The sequence below is a fragment of the Serratia marcescens genome, assembly GCF_006715005.1.
GTDB classification, from domain to species: domain Bacteria; phylum Pseudomonadota; class Gammaproteobacteria; order Enterobacterales; family Enterobacteriaceae; genus Serratia; species Serratia montpellierensis.
The window spans coordinates 3,356,696-3,378,131 of record NZ_VFMJ01000001.1 but is presented as its reverse complement, the minus strand read 5'-3'; the positions used below and the strand labels follow the sequence as shown (position 1 = coordinate 3,378,131).

Here is a 21,436-nt window from a genome sequence, read left to right as displayed (position 1 = left end):
CCGGCGCGCAACCGGGAATAATCATTAAAATATTGTGATAAATCTTCAAAAACCGTTTTCTTTGCGCTCGATATTGCGTTCGATGCGCGCCAGCGCCTGACGGCAGCGCATCAGTCTCCCCTCCAGCGCCGCCAGCTCGTGCTGCAGCTTTTGCTGCGCCGCCAGCGTGGTCTGGCGCCCCAGCAGGCTTTCCCGATCCTGAATCATGGCGATCAGCCGGCGTTCGTAGTCCTGATGCTCGGCCAGCTTGTGGTACAGATCGGCCTCGGGGGCTTCTTTCGGCTGGTTCTTGCGCCGCAGCGCCTGGGTTGCCAGCTCGCGCTGCAGGGCAGAGATTTGAGCCACCAGTTTTTCGGCCAGAAAGGCCACCTGGCTGGTGCGGCTGTCGTTGGCGGCGCTTTGCAGCTGGGCGAAATTCTTCTCCACCTCGGCCAGGTAGTCGCGCAGCCGCGTGCCGCGGTTGGCGAACAGGGCGGCGTCGAAGCGCGCCTGCGGGATCGGGGCGTCGCCGCGCGGGGTGACTTCGGCCGCCAGCGCCGCGATCTGCTGCGCCAACACCTGTAATAGACGCTGAGTGCTCACATAAGCTCCCTCTTGATTTCAACAGGCGTAAGCTTGCCCGCGATCCTGCCGTGAAACAAGCGCCGTACGCATATTCCGCCGGCGCGGCGCCGATGCTACAGTAGACGGCAACCGATTGAGGAGCGAAGAGCCGCATGACGCGTGGGTTATTGATCATTTTGGGCTGGCTGGCGGTGGTGCTGGCGACGTTGGGCGTGGTGCTGCCGCTGTTGCCGACCACGCCGTTCCTGCTGTTGGCCGCCTGGTGTTTCGCCCGCTCTTCGCCGCGCTTTCATCACTGGCTGCTGCACCGCTCCTGGTTCGGCCCCTACCTGCGCCATTGGCAGCAGCATCGCGCGCTGCCGCCGGGGGCGAAGTGGAAGGCGGTGCTGGTGATCGTGCTCACCTTCGCCTGTTCGCTGTGGCTGGTGAAAATTTGGTGGGTGCGCGGGCTGTTACTGCTGATGCTGGCCATTTTGCTGACCTTTATGCTGCGCCTGCCGGTTATTGATCTGCCGCAACAAAAACAGCGCTGATTGTACCTTAAACTCCTCAATAGCTTTCAAGCCGCAGCGAGGCGACAAACGCAGGCATCCCCGGGAGCTTACTGAGGTAAGTGACCGGGGGGAATGCGTGCGGTCAACAACGCTGCGGGTTGAAAGATGCAGGGGAGAGTTGCATTCTTCCGCCAGTTTGCATAGATTTGAGCGTTTTCGTGCGCGGATTGCCTGCCATTCCTTCTCCGGTGTGTTTCACCCGGCGGCGGCGGGTGAGCGGCGCGCCGGTTTTCAGGCAGCTTTATCAGGCAACAATTATGACCGCTACTGCGCAGCAGCTTCAGTTTATTAAAGACAGTATCAAAACCATCCCGGATTATCCGAAGCCGGGCATCCTGTTCCGCGACGTGACCAGCCTGCTGGAAAACCCGTTGGCCTACGCCGCCAGCATCGAGCTGCTGGTTGAGCGCTATCGCGAAGCGGGCGTGACCAAGGTGGTGGGTACCGAAGCGCGTGGTTTCCTGTTCGGCGCGCCCGTCGCGTTGGCGCTGGGCGTCGGTTTTGTGCCGGTGCGTAAACCGGGCAAACTGCCGCGCGCCACGCTCAGCGAAAGCTATGAGCTGGAGTACGGCACCGACAAGCTGGAGATCCACACCGACGCCATCACCGCAGGTGACAAAGTGCTGGTGGTGGACGATCTGCTGGCGACCGGCGGCACCATCGAAGCGACCACCAAGCTGATCCGCCGCCTGGGTGGTGAAGTGAAAGACGCTGCGTTCATCATCAACCTGCCGGATCTGGGCGGGGAAGCGCGTCTGAACAAGCTGGGCATCGACTGTTACTGCCTGGTGGACTTCGCCGGCCATTGATGCGGCATCGCCCCTTGGGCACAACGGCCTCGCGGATCGCCGCGGGGCTGTGTTAGCATGACTCTCCAGATTCCTCGACTTCTCCGGTATTAATGAGCTATCAGGTTCTCGCCCGTAAGTGGCGCCCTCAAACGTTCGCAGACGTGGTCGGCCAGGAACATGTCCTGACCGCGTTGGCCAATGGCCTCTCGCTGGGGCGGATCCATCACGCCTATCTGTTCTCGGGCACGCGCGGCGTGGGGAAAACCACCATCGCGCGCCTGCTGGCCAAAGGCCTGAACTGTGAAACCGGCATTACCGCCACGCCGTGCGGCCAATGCGACAACTGCCGCGAGATCGAGCAGGGGCGCTTCGTCGATCTGATCGAGATCGACGCCGCTTCCCGCACCAAAGTGGAAGATACCCGCGATCTGCTGGACAACGTCCAGTACGCGCCGGCGCGCGGCCGCTTCAAGGTCTACCTGATCGATGAAGTGCACATGCTCTCGCGCCACAGCTTCAACGCGTTGCTGAAGACGCTGGAAGAGCCGCCATCGCACGTGAAATTCCTGTTGGCCACCACCGATCCGCAAAAGCTGCCGGTGACCATTCTCTCGCGCTGTCTGCAGTTCCACCTCAAAGCGCTGGACGTCGATCAGATCCGCCAGCAGCTGGAAACGGTGCTGACGGCGGAGCAGATCACCAGCGACGCCCGTGCGCTGCAGCTGCTGGCGCGCGCCGCCGACGGCAGCATGCGCGATGCGCTGAGCCTGACCGATCAGGCGATCGCCATGGGGCAGGGGCAGGTGACCGCCGCCACCGTCAGCCAGATGCTCGGCACGCTCGATGACGAGCAGCCGCTGGCGATCCTCGAAGCGCTGGTCAGCGCCGACGGCGAAAAGGTGATGGCGCAGGTCGCGCAGGCCGCTTCGCGCGGCGTGGACTGGGAAAACCTGCTGGTGGAGACGCTGGCGTTGCTGCACCGCATTGCGATGGTGCAACTGCTGCCTTCGATGCTCGACAACCACTACGCCGCCGTGGAACAACGGCTGCGCGAGCTGGCGCGCACCCTGCCGCCGGCCGATGTGCAACTTTACTACCAGACGCTGTTGGTGGGCCGCAAAGAGCTGGCCTATGCGCCGGATCGCCGCATGGGGGTTGAGATGACCCTGCTGCGCGCGCTGGCGTTTCACCCGAAAGCGGTGATCCCGGAGCCGGTGGCGTTGGTGCAGACCGCGCCGGCGCCGATGGCGCAGCCGCAGGCCGCCGCATCGCAACAGCCGCCGCAGTTTCAGGACGCGCCGCCGCCGCTAGGGCAGCCGGCCGCGCCACCGCGACAATCATCGGCCCCATTACCGGATGCCACCGCCCAGCTTTTAAAAGCGCGGTCCCAGTTGCAGCGGCAGCAGGGAGCATCCACACCAAAAAAGAATGAGCCGGCGGCGCCAGGAATAGCGCGGCCGGCAAACTCGGCGCTGGGGCGTTTGGCTTCGGTGACCGAGCGTAGCCAGCAGCGCCTGGCGGAGAAGAAGGTGCCGGAAAAACCGGCGAAGCCGGAAGCCTATCGCTGGCGCGCGCAGACCGAGCCGGAAGCGGCGCCGGAACCGCTGGCGACGCCGAAAGCGTTGCGCACGGCGTTGGAGCACGAGAAAACGCCGGAGCTGGCTGCCAAGCTGGTGGTGGAATCGCTGGAGCGCGACGCCTGGGCGGCGGAAATCGATAAGCTCAAGATCCCGAAACTGGTGCAGCAGCTGGCGTTGAACGCTTTCAAGCAGCAGCCGGAACCGGGCAAGATTAACCTCCATCTGCGGTCTTCGCAGCGCCATCTGAATTCGCCTTCGGCGCAGAAGACGCTGGCCGAAGCGCTCGGCGAGCTGTACGGCAGCCCGGTCGAGCTGACCGTGGTGGAGGACGATAATCCGGCGGAGCGCACCCCGCTGGAATGGCGACAAGCCATCTATGAAGAAAAGCTGGCGCAGGCGCGCCAGTCCATCGTTGCGGATACCCATATTCAGACGCTGTGCCGGTTCTTCGACGCGGATCTGGATGAAGAGAGTATCCGCCCCCTTTAAACGCCGCGCGAGGTGCGCGGCCCTAGCGACGAGAGACGACTATGTTTGGTAAAGGCGGTCTGGGCAACCTGATGAAGCAAGCCCAGCAAATGCAAGAAAAAATGCAGCAGATGCAGGAAGAAGTCGCCAAATTGGAAGTGACCGGCGAATCTGGCGCGGGCCTGGTGAAAGTCACCATCAACGGCGCGCACAACTGCCGCCGCGTGGAGATCGATCCTAGCCTGATGGAAGACGACAAAGACATGCTGGAAGATCTGATCGCCGCCGCGTTTAACGACGCCGCGCGCCGCATCGAAGAGACCCAGAAAGAGAAAATGGCTTCCGTCTCCAGCGGCATGCAGTTGCCGCCTGGCTTCAAGATGCCGTTCTGATGCAAACCAGCCCGCTCCTTGAATCCCTGATGGAGGCGCTGCGCTGCCTGCCGGGCGTCGGCCCGAAATCGGCGCAGCGCATGGCGTTTCAGCTGCTGCAGCGCGACCGCAGCGGCGGCATGCGTCTGGCGCAGGCGTTGACGCGCGCGATGTCGGAAATCGGCCACTGCGCCGACTGCCGCACCTTCACCGAGCAGGACATCTGCACCATCTGCGCCAATCCGCGCCGTCAGCAAAACGGCCAGATTTGCGTGGTGGAGAGCCCGGCGGATATCCACGCCATCGAGCAGACCGGCCAGTTCGCCGGGCGCTACTTTGTGCTGATGGGCCATCTGTCGCCGCTGGACGGCATCGGGCCGGGCGATATCGGTCTCGATCGCCTGGAGCAACGGCTGGAAAAGGAAAGCATCACCGAAGTGATCCTCGCCACCAACCCGACGGTGGAAGGGGAGGCGACCGCCAACTACATCGCCGAGATGTGCGGCCAGTATGGCGTACTTGCCAGCCGTATCGCCCACGGCGTGCCGGTGGGCGGCGAGCTGGAGATGGTCGACGGCACCACGCTGTCGCATTCGCTGGCCGGGCGTCACGCCATCAAGTTCTGATGTTTTCCCGGACGGGGCCATTCGGCCCCGTCGTTTTTTTGCCAAAAATTTCCCGCCGTCCGCTTGAAAAACAAGACCCTGACCCTCATCTGATCCTCATTGTTCGATTTTGGTAGCCATTGTCTTTGAGGTAATCAATGAGTATGAAAGGTCAAGAAACCCGCGGGTTCCAGTCTGAAGTAAAACAGCTGCTTCATTTGATGATCCATTCGCTGTACTCCAACAAAGAAATTTTCCTGCGCGAGCTGATTTCCAACGCCTCTGACGCTGCCGACAAGCTGCGCTTCCGCGCCCTGTCCGCACCAGAGCTGTACGCCGGCGACGGCGAGCTGCGCGTACGCTTGTCCTTCGATAAAGAGCAGCGCACCCTGACCATCGCCGACAACGGCATCGGCATGCGCCGCGAAGAAGTGATCGAAAACCTCGGCACCATCGCCAAGTCGGGCACCAAAGCGTTCCTGGAATCCATCGGTTCCGACCAGGCGAAAGACAGCCAGCTGATTGGCCAGTTCGGCGTCGGTTTCTACTCGGCGTTCATCGTGGCGGATAAAGTGACCGTGCGTACCCGCGCCGCCGGCGCTGCCGATGATGAAGGCGTGTTCTGGGAGTCCGCCGGCGAAGGCGACTACACCATCGCCGACATCACCAAAGAGACCCGCGGCACCGAAATCACCCTGCATCTGCGCGAAGGCGAAGATGAGTACCTCGACGCCTGGCGCCTGCGCTCGGTGATCGGCAAATATTCCGATCACATCGCCCTGCCGGTGGAGATCGAAAGCAAAAACGAAGAAGACGACACCGTCACCTGGGAGAAGATCAACAAGGCGCAGGCCCTGTGGACCCGCAGCAAGGCTGACGTGACCGACGAAGAGTACAAAGAGTTCTACAAGCACATCGCCCATGATTTCACCGATCCGCTGAGCTGGAGCCATAACCGGGTGGAAGGCAAGCAGGAGTACACCAGCCTGCTGTATATCCCGGCGCAGGCGCCGTGGGACATGTGGAACCGCGATCACAAACACGGCCTGAAGCTGTACGTGCAGCGCGTGTTCATCATGGACGACGCCGAGCAGTTCATGCCGAACTACCTGCGCTTCGTGCGCGGCCTGATCGATTCCAACGATCTGCCGCTGAACGTGTCGCGCGAGATCCTGCAAGACAGCCGCGTGACGCAAAACCTGCGCGGCGCGCTGACCAAGCGCGTGCTGCAGATGCTGGATAAGCTGGCCAAAGACGACGCCGAAGGCTACCAGAAATTCTGGCAACAGTTCGGTCTGGTGCTGAAAGAGGGCCCGGCGGAAGACAACGGCAACCAGGAAGCGATCGCCAAACTGCTGCGTTTCGCCTCCACCCACGGCGACAGCTCGGCGCAGACCGTGTCGCTGGAAGAGTACGTCGGCCGCATGGCGGAAGGGCAGGAGAAGATTTACTACATCACCGCCGACAGCTACGCCGCCGCCAAGAGCAGCCCGCACCTGGAGCTGTTCCGCAAGAAAGGCATCGAAGTGCTGCTGCTGTCCGATCGCATCGACGAGTGGATGATGAGCTACCTGACCGAGTTCGACGGCAAGCCGTTCCAGTCGGTCAGCAAAGCGGATGAAACGCTGGATAAACTGGCGGATGAAACCGAAGAGCAGAAGGCCGCCGAGAAGCAGCTGGAACCGTTCATCGAACGCGTGAAAACCCTGCTGGGCGAGCGCGTGAAGGATGTACGCCTGACGCACCGCCTGACCGATACGCCGGCGATCGTGGTGACCGACGCCGACGAAATGAGCACCCAGATGGCCAAGCTGTTTGCCGCCGCCGGTCAGCAGGCGCCGGAAGTGAAGTACATTTTCGAGCTTAATCCAGCGCATGCGCTGGTCAAACGAGCATCCGATGTGGGCGATAACGAACATTTTGCCGAATGGATCGACCTCTTATTGGATCAGGCGCTGCTGGCTGAACGCGGCACGCTGGAGGATCCGAACCTGTTCATCCGTCGTATGAATAAGTTGCTTTCCGCCTAAAAGCTGAGGATATGCGCCCTTAACGGCACCGTTAGGGGCGTATTTCCGCTTTTTCCCCGTTTTTTCTTGCCTTTTGTTCGTCCGTTTTTTTGCACATTCCGCAATCGATTTCCTTCGCGCGCCTTGAGCCTGCCCCCCCTGAAATGGTATCGTTGAGCGTTTTCGCAATTTTATAAAAACTACATAGCAAGGGGATTTACGCAATGCGTATCATTCTGCTGGGCGCTCCGGGCGCTGGTAAAGGTACTCAGGCTCAATTCATCATGGAGAAATACGGCATTCCGCAAATCTCCACCGGTGATATGTTGCGCGCAGCCGTGAAGGCCGGCAGTGAACTGGGCAAGCAGGCGAAAGAGATCATGGACGCCGGCAAGCTGGTGACCGATGAGCTGGTGATCGCGCTGGTCAAAGAGCGCATCACACAGGAAGATTGCCGCAAGGGCTTCCTGTTGGACGGTTTCCCACGCACCATTCCGCAGGCCGACGCGATGAAAGAAGCCGGCATCAACGTGGACTTCGTGCTGGAGTTCGACGTGCCGGACGAGCTGATCGTTGACCGCATCGTTGGCCGCCGCGTGCACGCGCCGTCCGGCCGCGTCTACCACGTGAAGTTCAACCCGCCGCAGGTGGAAGGCAAAGACGACGTGACCGGCGAAGAGCTGACCACGCGCAAGGACGATCAGGAAGAGACCGTGCGCAAGCGCCTGGTGGAATACCATCAGATGACCGCGCCGCTGATCTCTTACTACAGCAAAGAAGCGGCAGCGGGCAACACCCAATACCGTAAAATCGACGGCACCCGCAAGGTAGCCGAAGTGAGCGCAGAGCTGGCGACCATCCTCGGTTGATCGCAAGCGCATTGTGCATGACGCCGGGCCTGAGGTCCGGCGTTTTTTTTGCCGTTTTCCCGCCAAATTGTGATCGCGGCAGCTTGTTGCGGCCGTGCCCGTTAATCGCCCGCGCCAAATGGCGTATAACAAGCCTGCGTTTTCACCCTCAGCAGGGAGCCGGGCATGCTCAGACAAACCAATCTTCTGGCGGAAGCCACCGCGCGTCAGATCGTCCAGCGGGCGATGGGCATCATCAGCCATTCCGTCAACGTGATGGACAGCAACGGCGTGATCATCGCCTCCGGCAACCCGCAGCGCCTGTTCCAGCGCCATGAAGGCGCGGTGCTGGCGCTGGCCGAGAACCGGGTGGTGGAAATCGACCGCGTCACAGCCGAGCACCTGAAGGGCGTGCGGCCCGGCATCAACCTGCCGTTCAGCTTTCGCAATCAGCGGGTGGGGGTGATCGGTATTTCCGGTGAACCGGCTGAGGTGCGCGCCTACGCTGAACTGGTGAAGATGGCGGCGGAGATGATGGTGGAGCAGGCGGCGCTGCTGGATCAGCACCAGTGGGAAAAACGCTACCGGGAGGAGCTGGCGAACCAGCTGCTGCAGCCCCAGCCGAACACCGCGTCGCTGGAAGCGATGGCGGCGTATCTGGGATTGGATCTGCGCCAGTCGCGCATCGTCTGGATAGTCGAGCTGCAAGAGGCGCAGCCGCACCTGCTGCGCGAGCTGCTGGCGGAGCTGGAGGCCACCCAGCGCGACGCGTTGATCGCCATTACCGGCTTCAATGAAATGACCCTGCTGCGCCCGGCCTGCATGGCGCAGGGCGAATGGAGCCTGAAGCTGGAACGCCAACAGGCGCAGCGTTTACAAAACCAGCTCAAACACCGCTTTCGGGTGCGGCTGATCGTCGGCGGTTTTTATGACGATCCGCAAAGCGCCTACCGCTCCAGCCTGACGGCGCGCGCCACCCAGGCGATGGCGCAGCGTCTGAAACTGCGTCACGCCACGCTGTTCTACCACGACTATCCGCTGCCGTCGCTGTTGTGCGATCTGGGGGAGGACTGGCGCGCGCAGGAGCTGGGGCGCCCCTGGCGGACGCTGGGCGAACAGGACGAAAAAGGCGTGCTGCGCGGCACGCTGCGCCACTATTTTTCGCAGAATTGTGATCAGACGCAGACCGCCGCGCAGCTGCATATCCACGTCAATACCCTGCGCTATCGCCTGCAGCGCATCGAAGCGATAACTGGTATGAAAATCAATCAATTAACCGACGCTCTGCGGTTGTATATCGGCATGCTGATGCACGACTGAGTTGTGCCAACCCACAAATTCCACGCCGCTCCGCCGGCGATTTTTTGTTGTTTCCCCTCAGGCCAACGCCGGGCGCGCGGGATATGTTGGCCTGCACATCAACCACGGAGAAAACAACAATGACAACCGTATCCACGCTGGGGGCGCTGGTGGCGTTAGCCGTCGCCATCGTCCTGATTCTACGCAAGGTGCCACCGGCTTACGGCATGATCGCCGGCGCGCTGGCGGGCGGGCTGTGCGGCGGCGCCGACCTGGTGCAGACCGTAACGCTGATGATCGGCGGGGCGCAGGGCATCACCAACGCCGTGATGCGCATTCTGGCGGCGGGGGTGCTGGCCGGGGTGCTGATCGAATCCGGCGCGGCGCACACCATCGCCGAAACCATCGTGCGCAAGGTGGGTGAAACCCGCGCGCTGCTGGCGCTTGCGGTGGCTACACTGATCCTGACGGCGGTGGGGGTGTTTATCGACGTGGCGGTGATCACCGTCGCGCCGATCGCGCTGTCGATCGCCCAGAAGGCCGGCATTTCACGCGCGGCGATCCTGCTGGCGATGATCGGCGGCGGCAAGGCCGGCAACGTGATGTCGCCCAACCCGAACACCATCGCGGCGGCGGACAATTTCCACGTGCCGCTCACTTCGGTGATGATGGCCGGCATCGTGCCGGGGCTGTGTGGCCTGGTGGTGGCCTATGTGCTGGCGCGTCGCCTGAGCGATAAAGGTAGCAAAGTGATGGCCGAAGAGCTGACTCAGCATGGCGAAGGGGCGCGGCCGGGCTTCGCTGCGGCGATCAGCGCGCCGCTGGTGGCGATCCTGCTGCTGTCGCTGCGGCCGATCGCCGGTATCGCCGTCGATCCGCTGATCGCGCTGCCGGCCGGCGGCTTGGCGGGCGCACTGCTGATGGGGCGCATCCGCCAGTGCAATCAGTTTATGGTCTCCGGCCTGTCGCGCATGGCGCCGGTGGCGATCATGTTGCTCGGTACCGGCACGCTGGCGGGCATTATCGCCAACTCGGCGCTGAAGGATGTCTTGATTAACGGTTTAACGCACACCGGGCTGCCGGCCTGGCTGCTGGCGCCGCTGTCCGGCGCGCTGATGTCGATGGCGACCGCGTCGACCACCGCCGGCACCGCCGTGGCTTCCGGGGTGTTCAGCTCCACGCTGCTCGAACTGGGCGTGAGCGGGTTGGCCGGCGCGGCGATGATCCATGCGGGCGCTACGGTGTTGGATCACCTGCCGCACGGCAGCTTCTTCCACGCCACCGGCGGCAGCGTCAATATGGCGGTGCACGAACGGCTGAAGCTGTTGCCGTATGAAACGCTGGTGGGATTCACCATCGCGGCAATCTCGGCGCTGATGTTTGGCGTGTTTAACCTGGCGGGATAAGGAACAGTGATGAAAACGCTGAAAAAAGTGGTTATTGCCCCGGATTCTTTCAAAGAGAGCCTGAGCGCGCTCGGCGTTGCCGACGCCATCGAGCGGGGATTCCGCCAAATTTATCCGCAGGTGCACTACGTGAAGCTGCCGATGGCGGACGGCGGCGAAGGCACGGTGGAGTCGATGGTGGCGGCCACCGGCGGCGAAATCGTCCAGGTGACGGTCACCGGGCCGCTGGGGGAGCCGGTGCAGGGGTTTTATGGCCTGCTGGGCGATGGCGAAACCGCAGTGATTGAAATGGCCGCCGCTTCCGGGCTGCACCTGGCGCCGCCCAACCGGCGCGATCCGCGCATCACCACCAGTTACGGCACCGGCGAACTGATGCTGGCGGCGCTGGAGCGCGGCGTGAAGGCGATCATTCTCGGCATCGGCGGCAGCGCCACCAACGACGGCGGCGCCGGGATGATGCAGGCGCTGGGCGTGAAGTTGCTGGATAAGGAGCGCCGGCCGCTGCCGGTGGGCGGGGCGGCGTTGGCGCAGCTGGCGCATCTTGATCTCGCCGGGCTGGATGCGCGTTGGCAACGGGTGAGCGTAACCGCCGCCTGCGACGTCGATAACCCGCTGTGCGGCGAAAAGGGCGCCTCGGCGGTGTTCGGGCCGCAGAAGGGGGCGACGCCGGAGATGGTGGCACAGCTCGATGCGGCGCTGCATCATTATGGCGAACTGCTGGAACGGGAAACCGGCCGCGCCGTGCTCACTCAGCCGGGCGCGGGCGCGGCGGGCGGCATGGGGGCGGCGCTGCTCGGCATGCTCGACGCGCGCTTGCGACCGGGCATCGAGATTGTCACTGAAACCCTGCGCCTGGATGAGGCGGTGCGCGATGCCGATCTGGTGATTACCGGCGAAGGGCGGCTGGACAGCCAGTCGATCCACGGCAAAACGCCGATCGGCGTGGCGCGGGTGGCCAAGCGCCACGGGGTGCCGGTGATCGCCATCGCCGGCAGCCTGACGCCGGATTATTCGGTGGTGCATCAACACGGCATCGATGCGGCGTTTTCGGTACTCGATCGCATCGTGACGCTGGAAGACGCGCTGGCGAGCGCCGATCGCAATCTGCAGGTGACGGCGCGCAACGTGGCGGCGGTATGGCAACTGGCGCAAGGGGGAAGCCCACAGGCATAGCCTGTTGCTGTTATCGGTTTCGATGCAGGACTTTTCCGTTACAATAGCCGGCATTAATGGCTGCTGACATCCCGACCCAGAACGGAATGCCGGCCGGAAAGGAAATGAGGGGAACTGAGATGAAGCAAGAGAAACACGGCGTATTGCTGGTGAACCTGGGCACACCAGATGCGCCGACCTCGTCGGCGGTCAAACGCTATCTGAAGGAATTCCTCAGTGACGATCGCGTGGTCGACACGGCGCCGCTGATCTGGTGGCCGATCCTCAACGGCGCGATCCTGCCGATCCGCTCGCCGCGCGTGGCGAAGCTCTATCAGTCGGTGTGGATGGAAGAAGGCTCGCCGCTGCTGGTATACAGCCGCCGCCAACAGCGGGCGCTGGCGGCGCGCATGCCGAATACGCCGGTGGAGCTGGGAATGAGCTACGGCTCGCCAAGTTTGGCTGAAGCCATCGACAAGCTGCTGGCGCAAGGTGTGACCAACCTGGTGGTGCTGCCGCTCTACCCGCAATACTCCTGTTCCACCAGCGCGGCGGTATGGGATGGCGTAGCCCGAGTGCTGAAAGGCTATCGCCGCTTGCCGTCGGTGGCCTTCATCCGCGATTACGCCGAACACCCGGCCTATATCGCCGCGCTGCAGCAAAGCGTGGAGCGCTCGTTCGCCGAGCACGGCCAGCCGGATCGGCTGGTGTTGTCGTTCCACGGCATCCCCAAACGCTATGCGCGCCTGGGCGATGACTACCCGCAGCGCTGCGAAGATACGCTGCGTGCGCTGAGCGCCACGCTGCCGCTGGCGCCGGAGCGCGTGATGATGACGTACCAATCGCGCTTCGGCCGCGAGCCGTGGCTGACGCCGTACACCGATGAGACCCTGAAGGGGCTGCCGGCGCAGGGCGTGAAGCACATTCAGCTGATTTGCCCCGGTTTCTCGGCGGACTGCCTGGAAACGCTGGAAGAGATCAAAGAACAGAACCGCGAGATCTTCCTCAAGGCCGGCGGCGAGAAGTTTGAATACATCTCGGCGTTGAACGACGAGCCGGCGCATATCGATATGATGCAGCAGCTGGTGGCGCAGCGTCTGTAATCATCCATAATCTGTCTATTAGATGCATCGTGATCGGGCGGGGATGTGTTAACATTCTCCGCTTGTTAAACCGTCACCACCGCCAATCACATGAAATTTCCTGGTAAACGCAAGTCCAAACACTATTTCCCGGTGAGCGCCCGCGATCCGCTTCTGCAGCAGGCCCAGCCCGAAAGTGAAATCAGCACCTCGTATATCGTCGGCATCGATCAGACGCTGGTGGATATCGAGGCGAAAGTGGACGACGCTTTTGTCCAGCGCTATGGCCTGAGCCTGGGCCACTCTCTGGTGATCGAAGACGACGTCGCCGAGGCGCTGTATCAGGAACTGAATGAAAACAACCTGGTCACCCATCAATTCGCCGGCGGCACCATCGGCAATACCATGCACAACTATTCGGTGCTGGCGGACGATCGCTCAGTGCTGCTCGGCGTGATGTGCAGCAACGTGAAAATCGGCAGCTATGCCTACCGTTATCTGTGCAATACCTCCAGCCGTACCGATCTTAACTATCTGCAGGGCGTAGACGGCGCCATCGGCCGCTGTTTCACGCTGATCGGTGAAAGCGGTGAGCGCACCTTCGCCATCAACCCTGGCCAGATGAACCAGCTGCGCCCGGAAAGCATTCCTGAAGAGGTGATCGCCGGCGCATCGGCGCTGGTGCTGAGCTCTTATCTGGTGCGTTGCAAGGAAGGGGAGCCGATGAAGGCCGCTACCCTGCAGGCGATCGAATACGCCAAAAAACACGACGTGCCGGTGGTGTTGACGTTGGGCACCAAGTACGTGATCGCTGACAACCCGCAGTGGTGGCGCGATTTCCTGAAGGAAAACGTGACGATTCTGGCGATGAACGAAGACGAAGCGTTGGAGCTGACCGGGCTGAGCGACCCGTTGACCGCCTCGGATATGGCGCTGGAGTGGGTGGATCTGGTGCTGTGCACCGCCGGGCCGAGCGGCCTGTATATGGCGGGCTACACCGAAGAAGCCAACAAGCGTCAGACCCAGCATCCGCTGCTGCCGGGGCATATCGCCGAGTTCAACCGCTACGAGTTCAGCCGCGCTATGCGCCGCGAGCACTGTGAACATCCGCTGCGCGTTTATTCGCACATCGCGCCTTATATGGGCGGCCCCGAGAGGATCATGAACACCAACGGCGCCGGCGACGGCGCGCTGTCGGCGTTGCTGCACGATATCGCCGCCAACGGCTATCACCGCCACAACGTGCCGAATTCCAGCAAGCACGTGCGCAGTTACCTGACATACTCCTCATTGGCGCAGGTGTGCAAATACGCCAACCGCGTCAGCTACCAGGTGTTGAACCAGCATTCGCCACGACTCACTCGCGGCCTGCCGGAGCGCGAAGACAGCCTGGAAGAGGCTTACTGGGAGCGTTAACCCGCTGAAAAAGAAAAGGTCCGGCAATGCCGGACCTTTTTTTATGCGCGCGTGGCGTTTCAGATCGGGCAGCCGCCCATTTTTTCTTCTTCGCTCAGGGTGTCCAGCTGCAGGATGTTCAGCATGCTGTTGGCGATCTCCCGTTCGCCCATCACCACCTGATTGGCGCCGCGATCGGTGATGTAGGCCACTTCGTCGTCGTAGTGGGCGCGGGCGATGATTTCGATGTTCGGCCGCTTGGCGCGCGCCGAGGCGACGATCTCGCCGGCCTCATAGCCGTTGGGGATGGTCAGCAGCAGCCAACGCGCGCAGTCGAGCCGCGCCAGGTCCATCACTTCCGCATTGGCGGCGTTGCCCAGCACCGTCTTGATGCCTTGCTCGCGCAGCGCTTCCACCCGCGGGCGGGAGTTTTCGATCACCACCAGCGGGATGCCCGCCTCGGCCAGTTTGCCGCCCAGCAGGCTGCCGACGCGGCCATAGCCGACCACCAGCGCATGGTTGCACATTTCTACCGGGATCTGCTTTTCTTCTTCCACCGCCTCTTCGAGGATTTGCTCTTCGATGGTTTCGGTCTTGGCCAGATAGCGCTCCAGCAGGGTGAACAACAGCGGGTTGAGCATGATCGACAGGATCGCGCCTGCCAGCACCAGATTGCGACCGTGTTCCGACATCATGCCGAGCGTGATGCCGAGGCCCGCCAGAATAAAGGCGAATTCGCCGATCTGCGCCAGGCTGGCGGAGATGGTCAGCGCGGTACGCTTGGAGTGGCCGAACATTTTCACCAGCAGGAACGCGGCGGCGGATTTGCCGAACACGATGATTGCCAGCGTCGCCAGCACCGCCAGCGGTTCGTTAATCACGATCATCGGATCGAACAGCATGCCGACCGAGACGAAGAACAGCACCGCGAACGCGTCGCGCAGCGGCAGGGTGTCGTGCGCCGCGCGGTGGCTCAGTTCGGACTCGTTCAGCACCATGCCGGCGAAGAAGGCGCCCAGGGCGAAGGAGACGTCGAACAGTTTCACCGCACCGTAGGCGATACCGAGCGCCAGCGCCAATACCGCCAGGGTGAACAGTTCGCGCGAGCCGGTGCTGGCGGTTTTCGACAGGATCCACGGCACCAGACGGCGGCCGACCACGATCATCAACGCGATGAAGGCGATGACTTTACCGATGGTCAGCGCCAGCTCCATCAGCAACTGGCCGCTGCTGGCGTTGTTGTTGCCCAGCATGTTGCCGAAGGCCGGCAGTAACACCAGCGTCAGCACCATCGCCAAATCTTCGACGATCAGCCAGCCGATGGCGATTTGCCCGCGCTGGCTGTCGATCAGCTGCCGTTCCTCCAGCGCGCGCAATAACACTACGGTGCTGGCGGTGGAGAGACAGAGGCCGAACACCAGCCCGGAGATCAGATCCCAGCCGAGCAGCTTGGACAGCCCCATGCCGAGCAGGGTCGCGACGGCTATCTGCGCCACGGCGCCGGGTATGGCGATAGATTTTACTGCGAGGAGGTCTTTCAAAGAGAAGTGCAGGCCAACACCGAACATCAACAGGATAACGCCGATTTCCGCCAGTTCCGGCGCCAGTGAAGTATCGGCGACGAAACCGGGGGTGAACGGGCCGGCGAGCACCCCTGCGGCCAGATACCCCACCAGAGGGGAGATGCGCAGGCGGTTCGCCAGCATGCCGAGGAGGAAGGCGAGTACTAACCCTCCGACGATGGTGGTGATGAGCGGTGTTGAATTATGCATCCATACTCCTTCTGGCTATGCATCGCGGCACGGGAGAAACGCAACAAAGTTACGAAAAGATACATTTAGTTTATTGCATTTGTTCGCGGCTTGCTTGGCTAATTTGGCCTTTTTTGTAAAAAAGCAGAGGATTTCACTTAAGGCGCGGCAATGAGGAGATTTTGTGTCAGATAAGCCAAATAACATTGGTTTATCCGTGGGATAACCCGGATGAATAAATGATTTCATCCGGGCATTCAGCGGGGTTATTGCGCTTTATGCTCCATATTGGGCAGTAGCGCAGTGATAATGCCGATCAGCGGCAGGAAAGCACAGATTTGGTAGACCAGCTCGATACTGGTCAAATCGGCAACATAACCAAGAACTGCCGCACCTAATCCGCCCATACCGAAAGCAAAACCGAAGAATAAACCGGAAACCATGCCGACTTTTCCGGGGATCAGCTCCTGTGCGTAGACCAGAATGGCGGAGAACGCCGAGGCGAGAATAACCCCGATGATCACCGTCAAAATGCCGGTCCAGTACAGGGATGCATAGGGTAAAATAAGCGTGAAGGGTGCGGCGCCGAGGATGGAGCCCCAAATAACATATTTACGCCCTATTTTGTCGCCAAGAGGCCCGCCGATAATGGTTCCGGCCGCCACTGCGAACAGGAAGGCGAACAGGTGAATCTGCGCATTCTGCACCGAAACGCCGAACTTATGTATCAGATAAAAGGTGTAATAGCTGCTGATGCTGGCCAGATAGAAGTATTTGGAGAAAATCAGCACCAGCAGAATGCCCAGCGAGTAGGCTACGGTACGTTTTGGCAGCGGTTTCAACACCGAAGGGCTTTTCGGCAGCCCTTTAGTTGCCCGATGCTGATGTTGATACCATTTGCTGACCTGCAGCAACACCACGATCGCCAGCAGCGCCGCCAGCGTGAACCAGGCGACGTTGCCCTTGCCGTAAGGCGCGATGATCAGCGCGGCCAGTAGCGGGCCGAGCGAGCTGCCGAAGTTGCCGCCGACCTGGAACAGCGACTGCGCCAGGCCGTGCCGCCCGCCGGAGGCCATGCGCGCCACGCGCGAGGATTCCGGGTGGAACACCGATGAGCCGGTGCCCACCAGCACCGCCGCCAGCAGCACCAGCGGGAAGGTGTTCGCCACCGACAGCAGCAGCAGGCCGGACAGAGTAAAGCCCATGCCGATCGGCAGCGAGTAAGGCTGCGGATGTTTATCGGTGTAATAGCCAATCAGCGGCTGCAGCAGGGAGGCCGTCAGCTGATAGGTCAGGGTAATCATGCCGATCTGCACGAAGCTGAGGTGAAAATCGGCTTGCAGGATCGGGTAAATCGCCAGGATCAGCGATTGGATCATATCGTTGAGCAGGTGAGACACGCTGATGGCGCCGAGGATGGAGAAGGCGGTTCCCTTCACCGCGCTGCCCTTGGCGGGCGGCATCGCGCTTTGGCTACTGTCGGTCATATTATTATTAGCCTGATAAGTTGTTGAGCACAGAGATGACATCTTAGGCAGGGCGCGCAATTTTTACCATATCTGAAATAATCAGACTCACATCGCAAAAATTTGAAATCAGCTGTCATTAATTCGCGCTACAATTTCGCCCTCATCATAAAAGCCATTTAATACACGGAGATCCGCCATGCGTTTTTCGCTGAAAACCACCGCATGCGCGTTGGCCGTTTCCCTGACGTTGCTGTCGGGGGCCGCCAGTGCCTGGGAAAAGGATAAGACCTACGCCATCACCATTCTGCACACCAACGATCATCACGGTCACTTCTGGCAGAACGATCACGGCGAATACGGCCTGGGCGCGCAGAAAACGCTGGTGGACGGCATTCGCCAGGAAGTGGCGGCGCAGGGTGGCAGCCTGCTGCTGTTGTCCGGCGGCGATATCAACACCGGCGTGCCGGAATCGGATCTGCAGGATGCCGAGCCGGACTTCCGTGGCATGAACCTGGTGGGTTATGACGCGATGGCGATCGGCAACCACGAATTCGATAACCCGCTGAGCGTACTGCGCCAGCAGGAGAAATGGGCGACCTTCCCGCTGCTGTCCGCCAACATCTATCAGAAAAGCACTGGCCAGCGCCTGTTCAAGCCTTACGCCTTGTTCGACAAGCAGGGCATCAAGATTGCGGTGATCGGCCTGACGACCGACGACACCGCGAAAATGGGCAATCCGGAGTACTTTACCGACATTGAATTCCGCGTGCCGGCGCCGGAGGCGAAGCGGGTGGTGGAGCAATTGCGCAAGGACGAGAAGCCGGACGTGATCATCGCCGCTACCCACATGGGGCACTATGACAACGGCGAACACGGCTCCAACGCGCCGGGCGACGTGGAGATGGCGCGCAGCCTGCCGGCCGGGTATCTCGACATGATCGTCGGCGGCCACTCGCAGGACCCGGTGTGCATGGCCGGCGACAACCGTAAGCAGGTGGACTATGTGCCGGGCACGCCGTGTTCGCCGGATCGCCAGAACGGCACCTGGATCGTGCAGGCGCATGAATGGGGCAAGTACGTGGGCCGCGCCGATTTCGAATTCCGCAACGGTGAGCTGAAGCTGGTGCATTATCAGCTGATCCCGGTGAACCTGAAGAAGAAGGTGGAGAAGGAGGACGGCACCAGCGAGCGAGTGTATTACACCCAGCAGATCGCGGAAGATCCGACCATGATGAAACTGCTGACGCCGTTCCAGGAGAAGGGCAAGGAGCAGCTGAGCGTGAAGATCGGCAGCGTTAACGGCAAGCTGGAGGGCGATCGCAGCAAGGTACGCTTCGTGCAGACCAACCTGGCGCGGGTGATGTTGGCCGCGCAGAAGGAGCGCGCCGATGCCGACTTTGCGGTGATGAGCGGCGGTGGGGTGCGTGACTCCATTGAAAGCGGCGATATCACCTACAAAAACGTGCTCAAGGTACAGCCGTTCGGCAACACCCTGGTGCATGTCGATATGAAAGGCAGCGAGGTTGAGCAGTACCTGGCGGTAGTGGCCAACATGAAGCCGGATTCCGGCGCCTACGCCCAGTTCGCCAACGTCAGCCTGGTGGCGGACGGCAAGGGCGTCAGCGAGGTGAAGATCAACGGCCAGCCGCTGCAGGCGGATAAAACCTACCGCATGGCGACGCTGAACTTCAATGCGCTGGGCGGCGACGGCTATCCGAAGCTGGACGGGCTGCCGAGCTACGTCAACACCGGCTTTATCGATGCCGAGGTGCTGAAGCAGTATATCGAGAAACACTCGCCGCTGGATGCGGCGGCTTACGAACCGAAGGGCGAGATCGTTTATCGCTAATCGCCACCGCAGCGGCCTGCTCCCCCATGGGCGGGCCGCCTGTTTTCCCGCCGAAAACCCTGCCTCAAACGCACGCAAAAGTCGCCGCCGCCGCCTTCCAATGATAGCCTGAGCAACAATTTGATTTTGATAACGCAAGCAGGGAGATGACATGTTGAAAACCGCAGGCTGGCTGCTGCCCGCCATCCTGGCGCTGGCGGGGTGTTCGTCATCCGGCCAACGCCATGAGCAAACGCTCAGCCAGGCGTTGACGGCCATCGGCCAAGACAAGGCGCTGGTTGGCGCGTCGAGCGGCGTGATGGTGCGCGATGCCGACAGCGGTACCGTGTTGTATCAGGCGCACGCGGAGCAGCGCCTGGCGCCGGCTTCCAACATGAAGATGTTCACTTCTCTGGCGGCGTTCGGCGTGCTGGGGGCGGATTACCGGTTTGAAACCCGGCTGCTGACCACCGGTGAACAGCGCGGCGACACCTTGCAGGGGGATCTCTATCTGCAGGGCAGCGGCGATCCGACGTTGCATCTTGACGATCTCGACACCTTCGCCGCCACGCTGGCGCAGCGCGGCATTCGCCAGATTCATGGGCGGCTGATCCTCGACGCCAACGCGTTCGATCAAACGCCCTTCGGCGCCGGCTGGAGCTGGGACGACGAACCCTTCGCCTTCGCCGCGCCGATCTCGGCGCTGAACTACGCCTTTACCCCCGGCGGCGATATCAACGTGGTGCGGGTGGACGTGCAGCCGGGTAACCGCGCTGGTGCGCCAGGGCGGGTGAGCGTCTATCCCGCCAATGATGCGGTGACGCTGGTCAACCGCACCACCACCGGCGGCGACACCGCACTGACGTTCGAGCGCCAGCCGGGCAGCAACCGGATCGTGGTCAGCGGCACCATCGCCGCGCAGGCGGAGACCCGCTCGCGATTGATCACCGTCGATCAACCGGTTCGCGTGATCGGCGCCTTATTGCAAAATGCCCTGCGCGCGCAGGGCATCACGCTGCGCGGCAACGCGGAAGAGGGCGTGACGCCTGCGGGCGCTCGTCTGCTGACCGAAAAAACCTCGCCGCCGCTCTCCCGCCTGGTCGTCACCTTCCTGAAAGTGTCCAATAACGGTTACGGCGAGGTACTGACCAAGGCGATGGGCCGCAAGACGCAGGGTAAGGGGGATTGGGCCGCCGGCCTGCAGGCGATCGGCCAGTTTGTGCAAAGCCAGGGCATCGAGGCCGGCGCATACCGTCAGGTAGACGGTTCCGGGCTGTCGCGCATGAACCAAATCACGCCGCAGCAGCTGACGACGCTGCTGTTGGCGGCCAGAAAACAGCCGTGGTTTGCCGACTGGTATCGTGCCTTGCCCATCGCGGGCCAGCCGGGGTTGTTGGTGGGCGGTACGCTGCAGAGCCGCATGGTGAAGACGGCGGCAGCCGGGCGCGCCCACGCTAAGAGCGGCTCCATGACCGGGGTCTCGTCGCTCAGCGGCTATGTCGATTCGGCGACCGGACGGCCGCTGGCGTTCGCCATCATCAGCAACAACTATCTGGTGCCCGGCGCGGAGGTGAAGGCGCTGGAGGACCGCCTGGTCGAGACGCTGGCGGCCTGTGACGCCACGGTGGTGTGCCGCTGAGCGCGCGGCGTCAGTCGCGCTTGGCGATATCGGCGAAGCTGCCGGCCAGCAGGCGGCACAGATCGGCGGCGGCCAGCTCGATGTCCAGCCCGCGTTTGCCGCCGGAAACGTAGATGGTGGCGAACGCTTGCGCCGGGCTGTCGATCACCGTCGGCAGTCGTTTTTTCTGCCCCAGCGGGCTGATGCCGCCCACCAGATACCCGGTGACGCGCTGCGCCAGCTGCGGATCGGCCATCTCGGCCTTTTTGGCGCCGAGGGCGCGGGCGACCTTTTTCAGATCCAGCTGGGTGGCGACCGGCGTGACCGCCACCGCCAGGTGTTTGGCGTCGCCGTTCAGCGCTACCAGCAGCGTTTTGTAAACCCGATCGGCATCCAGCCCCAGCTTTCTCACCGCTTCGTCGCCGAAGTTGGTTTCGTCGCTGTCGTGGTGATACGGATGAAGGGTAAAGGCGACCTTTTGTTTCTCAAGCAGAACGACTGCGGGCGTCATGATGTGTTGTCCAGAATGTCCCCTGCGGGGAAAGGGTGATAACCAGCCTTAAAAATACAAAAATCCGACCTGCCCGGCAACCTGAGCGGCTGTTACATAAAGCGGGTTGCCAAGATATTCACCGGGTTGCTACCC

18 protein-coding genes and 1 other annotated feature are annotated in these 21,436 nt (G+C 61.9%); of the genes, 14 read left to right on the top strand and 4 right to left on the bottom strand.

Annotation, left to right across the window (positions count from 1 at the left end; all coding sequences use genetic code 11):
- Nucleotides 1–45: 45 nt before the first annotated feature.
- A complete protein-coding gene (gene priC / locus FHU12_RS16425) occupies nucleotides 46–582 on the bottom strand; it encodes a primosomal replication protein PriC (protein ID WP_141970581.1) in 537 nt (178 codons plus the stop codon).
- 134 nt (nucleotides 583–716) lie between these two features.
- Between priC and FHU12_RS16420 the strand changes: the two genes are divergently transcribed.
- The 12 genes from FHU12_RS16420 (at nucleotide 717) to FHU12_RS16365 (ending at nucleotide 14,145) form a co-directional block, all read left to right on the top strand.
- Nucleotides 717–1,097 (top strand): DUF454 family protein, encoded by a 381-nt coding sequence (locus FHU12_RS16420; protein ID WP_004940275.1) that lies wholly within the window; start codon nucleotides 717–719, stop codon nucleotides 1,095–1,097.
- Between the two features lie 278 nt (nucleotides 1,098–1,375).
- A complete protein-coding gene (gene apt, locus FHU12_RS16415) occupies nucleotides 1,376–1,927 on the top strand; it encodes an adenine phosphoribosyltransferase (RefSeq protein ID WP_019454166.1) in 552 nt (183 codons plus the stop codon).
- A 92-nt stretch (nucleotides 1,928–2,019) separates the two neighbouring features.
- The gene (gene dnaX, locus FHU12_RS16410; RefSeq protein WP_141970579.1) at nucleotides 2,020–3,978 is read left to right on the top strand and encodes a DNA polymerase III subunit gamma/tau; all 1,959 of its coding nucleotides are present in this window, start codon (nucleotides 2,020–2,022) and stop codon (nucleotides 3,976–3,978) included.
- Nucleotides 3,311–3,375: a sequence feature (DnaX frameshifting element), on the top strand. Its footprint overlaps the gene before it by 65 nt.
- A gap of 41 nt (nucleotides 3,979–4,019) precedes the next feature.
- Nucleotides 4,020–4,349 (top strand): YbaB/EbfC family nucleoid-associated protein, encoded by a 330-nt coding sequence (locus FHU12_RS16405; protein ID WP_025301790.1) that lies wholly within the window; start codon nucleotides 4,020–4,022, stop codon nucleotides 4,347–4,349.
- Nucleotides 4,349–4,954 carry a recombination mediator RecR gene (gene recR, locus FHU12_RS16400; protein WP_025301791.1) on the top strand — a complete coding sequence of 202 codons (606 nt, stop codon included), beginning with the start codon at nucleotides 4,349–4,351 and terminating at the stop codon, nucleotides 4,952–4,954. The genes FHU12_RS16405 and recR overlap by 1 nt, the downstream gene beginning before the upstream one ends.
- A gap of 143 nt (nucleotides 4,955–5,097) precedes the next feature.
- On the top strand, nucleotides 5,098–6,963 hold the full coding sequence (gene htpG / locus FHU12_RS16395; RefSeq protein ID WP_049272283.1) for a molecular chaperone HtpG: 1,866 nt from the start codon (nucleotides 5,098–5,100) through the stop codon (nucleotides 6,961–6,963).
- A gap of 203 nt (nucleotides 6,964–7,166) precedes the next feature.
- On the top strand, nucleotides 7,167–7,811 hold the full coding sequence (gene adk / locus FHU12_RS16390; protein WP_025301793.1) for an adenylate kinase: 645 nt from the start codon (nucleotides 7,167–7,169) through the stop codon (nucleotides 7,809–7,811).
- Between the two features lie 165 nt (nucleotides 7,812–7,976).
- Nucleotides 7,977–9,110 carry a sugar diacid recognition domain-containing protein gene (locus tag FHU12_RS16385; protein WP_141970575.1) on the top strand — a complete coding sequence of 378 codons (1,134 nt, stop codon included), beginning with the start codon at nucleotides 7,977–7,979 and terminating at the stop codon, nucleotides 9,108–9,110.
- Between the two features lie 119 nt (nucleotides 9,111–9,229).
- The gene (locus FHU12_RS16380; protein ID WP_141970573.1) at nucleotides 9,230–10,495 is read left to right on the top strand and encodes a GntP family permease; all 1,266 of its coding nucleotides are present in this window, start codon (nucleotides 9,230–9,232) and stop codon (nucleotides 10,493–10,495) included.
- Nucleotides 10,496–10,504: 9 nt separating this feature from the next.
- Nucleotides 10,505–11,668: a glycerate kinase gene (locus tag FHU12_RS16375; RefSeq protein ID WP_141970571.1), complete on the top strand. Its 1,164-nt coding sequence runs from the start codon at nucleotides 10,505–10,507 to the stop codon at nucleotides 11,666–11,668.
- A 119-nt stretch (nucleotides 11,669–11,787) separates the two neighbouring features.
- Nucleotides 11,788–12,750, top strand: coding sequence for a ferrochelatase (gene hemH / locus FHU12_RS16370; protein ID WP_004940253.1), 963 nt, complete (start codon nucleotides 11,788–11,790; stop codon nucleotides 12,748–12,750).
- Between the two features lie 90 nt (nucleotides 12,751–12,840).
- Nucleotides 12,841–14,145: an inosine/guanosine kinase gene (locus FHU12_RS16365; protein WP_141970570.1), complete on the top strand. Its 1,305-nt coding sequence runs from the start codon at nucleotides 12,841–12,843 to the stop codon at nucleotides 14,143–14,145.
- Nucleotides 14,146–14,204: 59 nt separating this feature from the next.
- On the opposite strand, the gene ybaL is transcribed toward FHU12_RS16365, so the two are convergent.
- Both ybaL and FHU12_RS16355 read right to left on the bottom strand, forming a co-directional pair.
- Nucleotides 14,205–15,896, bottom strand: a complete 1,692-nt coding sequence (gene ybaL / locus FHU12_RS16360) for a YbaL family putative K(+) efflux transporter (protein ID WP_141970568.1) — start codon at nucleotides 15,894–15,896, stop codon at nucleotides 14,205–14,207.
- Between the two features lie 245 nt (nucleotides 15,897–16,141).
- Nucleotides 16,142–17,362 carry an MFS transporter gene (locus tag FHU12_RS16355; protein WP_141970566.1) on the bottom strand — a complete coding sequence of 407 codons (1,221 nt, stop codon included), beginning with the start codon at nucleotides 17,360–17,362 and terminating at the stop codon, nucleotides 16,142–16,144.
- A 178-nt stretch (nucleotides 17,363–17,540) separates the two neighbouring features.
- On the opposite strand from FHU12_RS16355, the gene ushA reads away from it, so the two are divergent.
- Nucleotides 17,541–19,193, top strand: a complete 1,653-nt coding sequence (gene ushA, locus FHU12_RS16350; protein ID WP_141970563.1) for a bifunctional UDP-sugar hydrolase/5'-nucleotidase UshA — start codon at nucleotides 17,541–17,543, stop codon at nucleotides 19,191–19,193.
- Nucleotides 19,194–19,344: 151 nt separating this feature from the next.
- Entirely contained in the window at nucleotides 19,345–20,811 is a 1,467-nt protein-coding gene (dacB, locus tag FHU12_RS16345; protein WP_141970561.1) for a D-alanyl-D-alanine carboxypeptidase/D-alanyl-D-alanine endopeptidase, read from the top strand.
- Between the two features lie 10 nt (nucleotides 20,812–20,821).
- Here dacB and ybaK read toward each other — a convergent pair whose 3' ends face one another.
- Nucleotides 20,822–21,301, bottom strand: coding sequence for a Cys-tRNA(Pro)/Cys-tRNA(Cys) deacylase YbaK (gene ybaK, locus FHU12_RS16340; protein WP_004940240.1), 480 nt, complete (start codon nucleotides 21,299–21,301; stop codon nucleotides 20,822–20,824).
- Nucleotides 21,302–21,436: the final 135 nt, after the last annotated feature.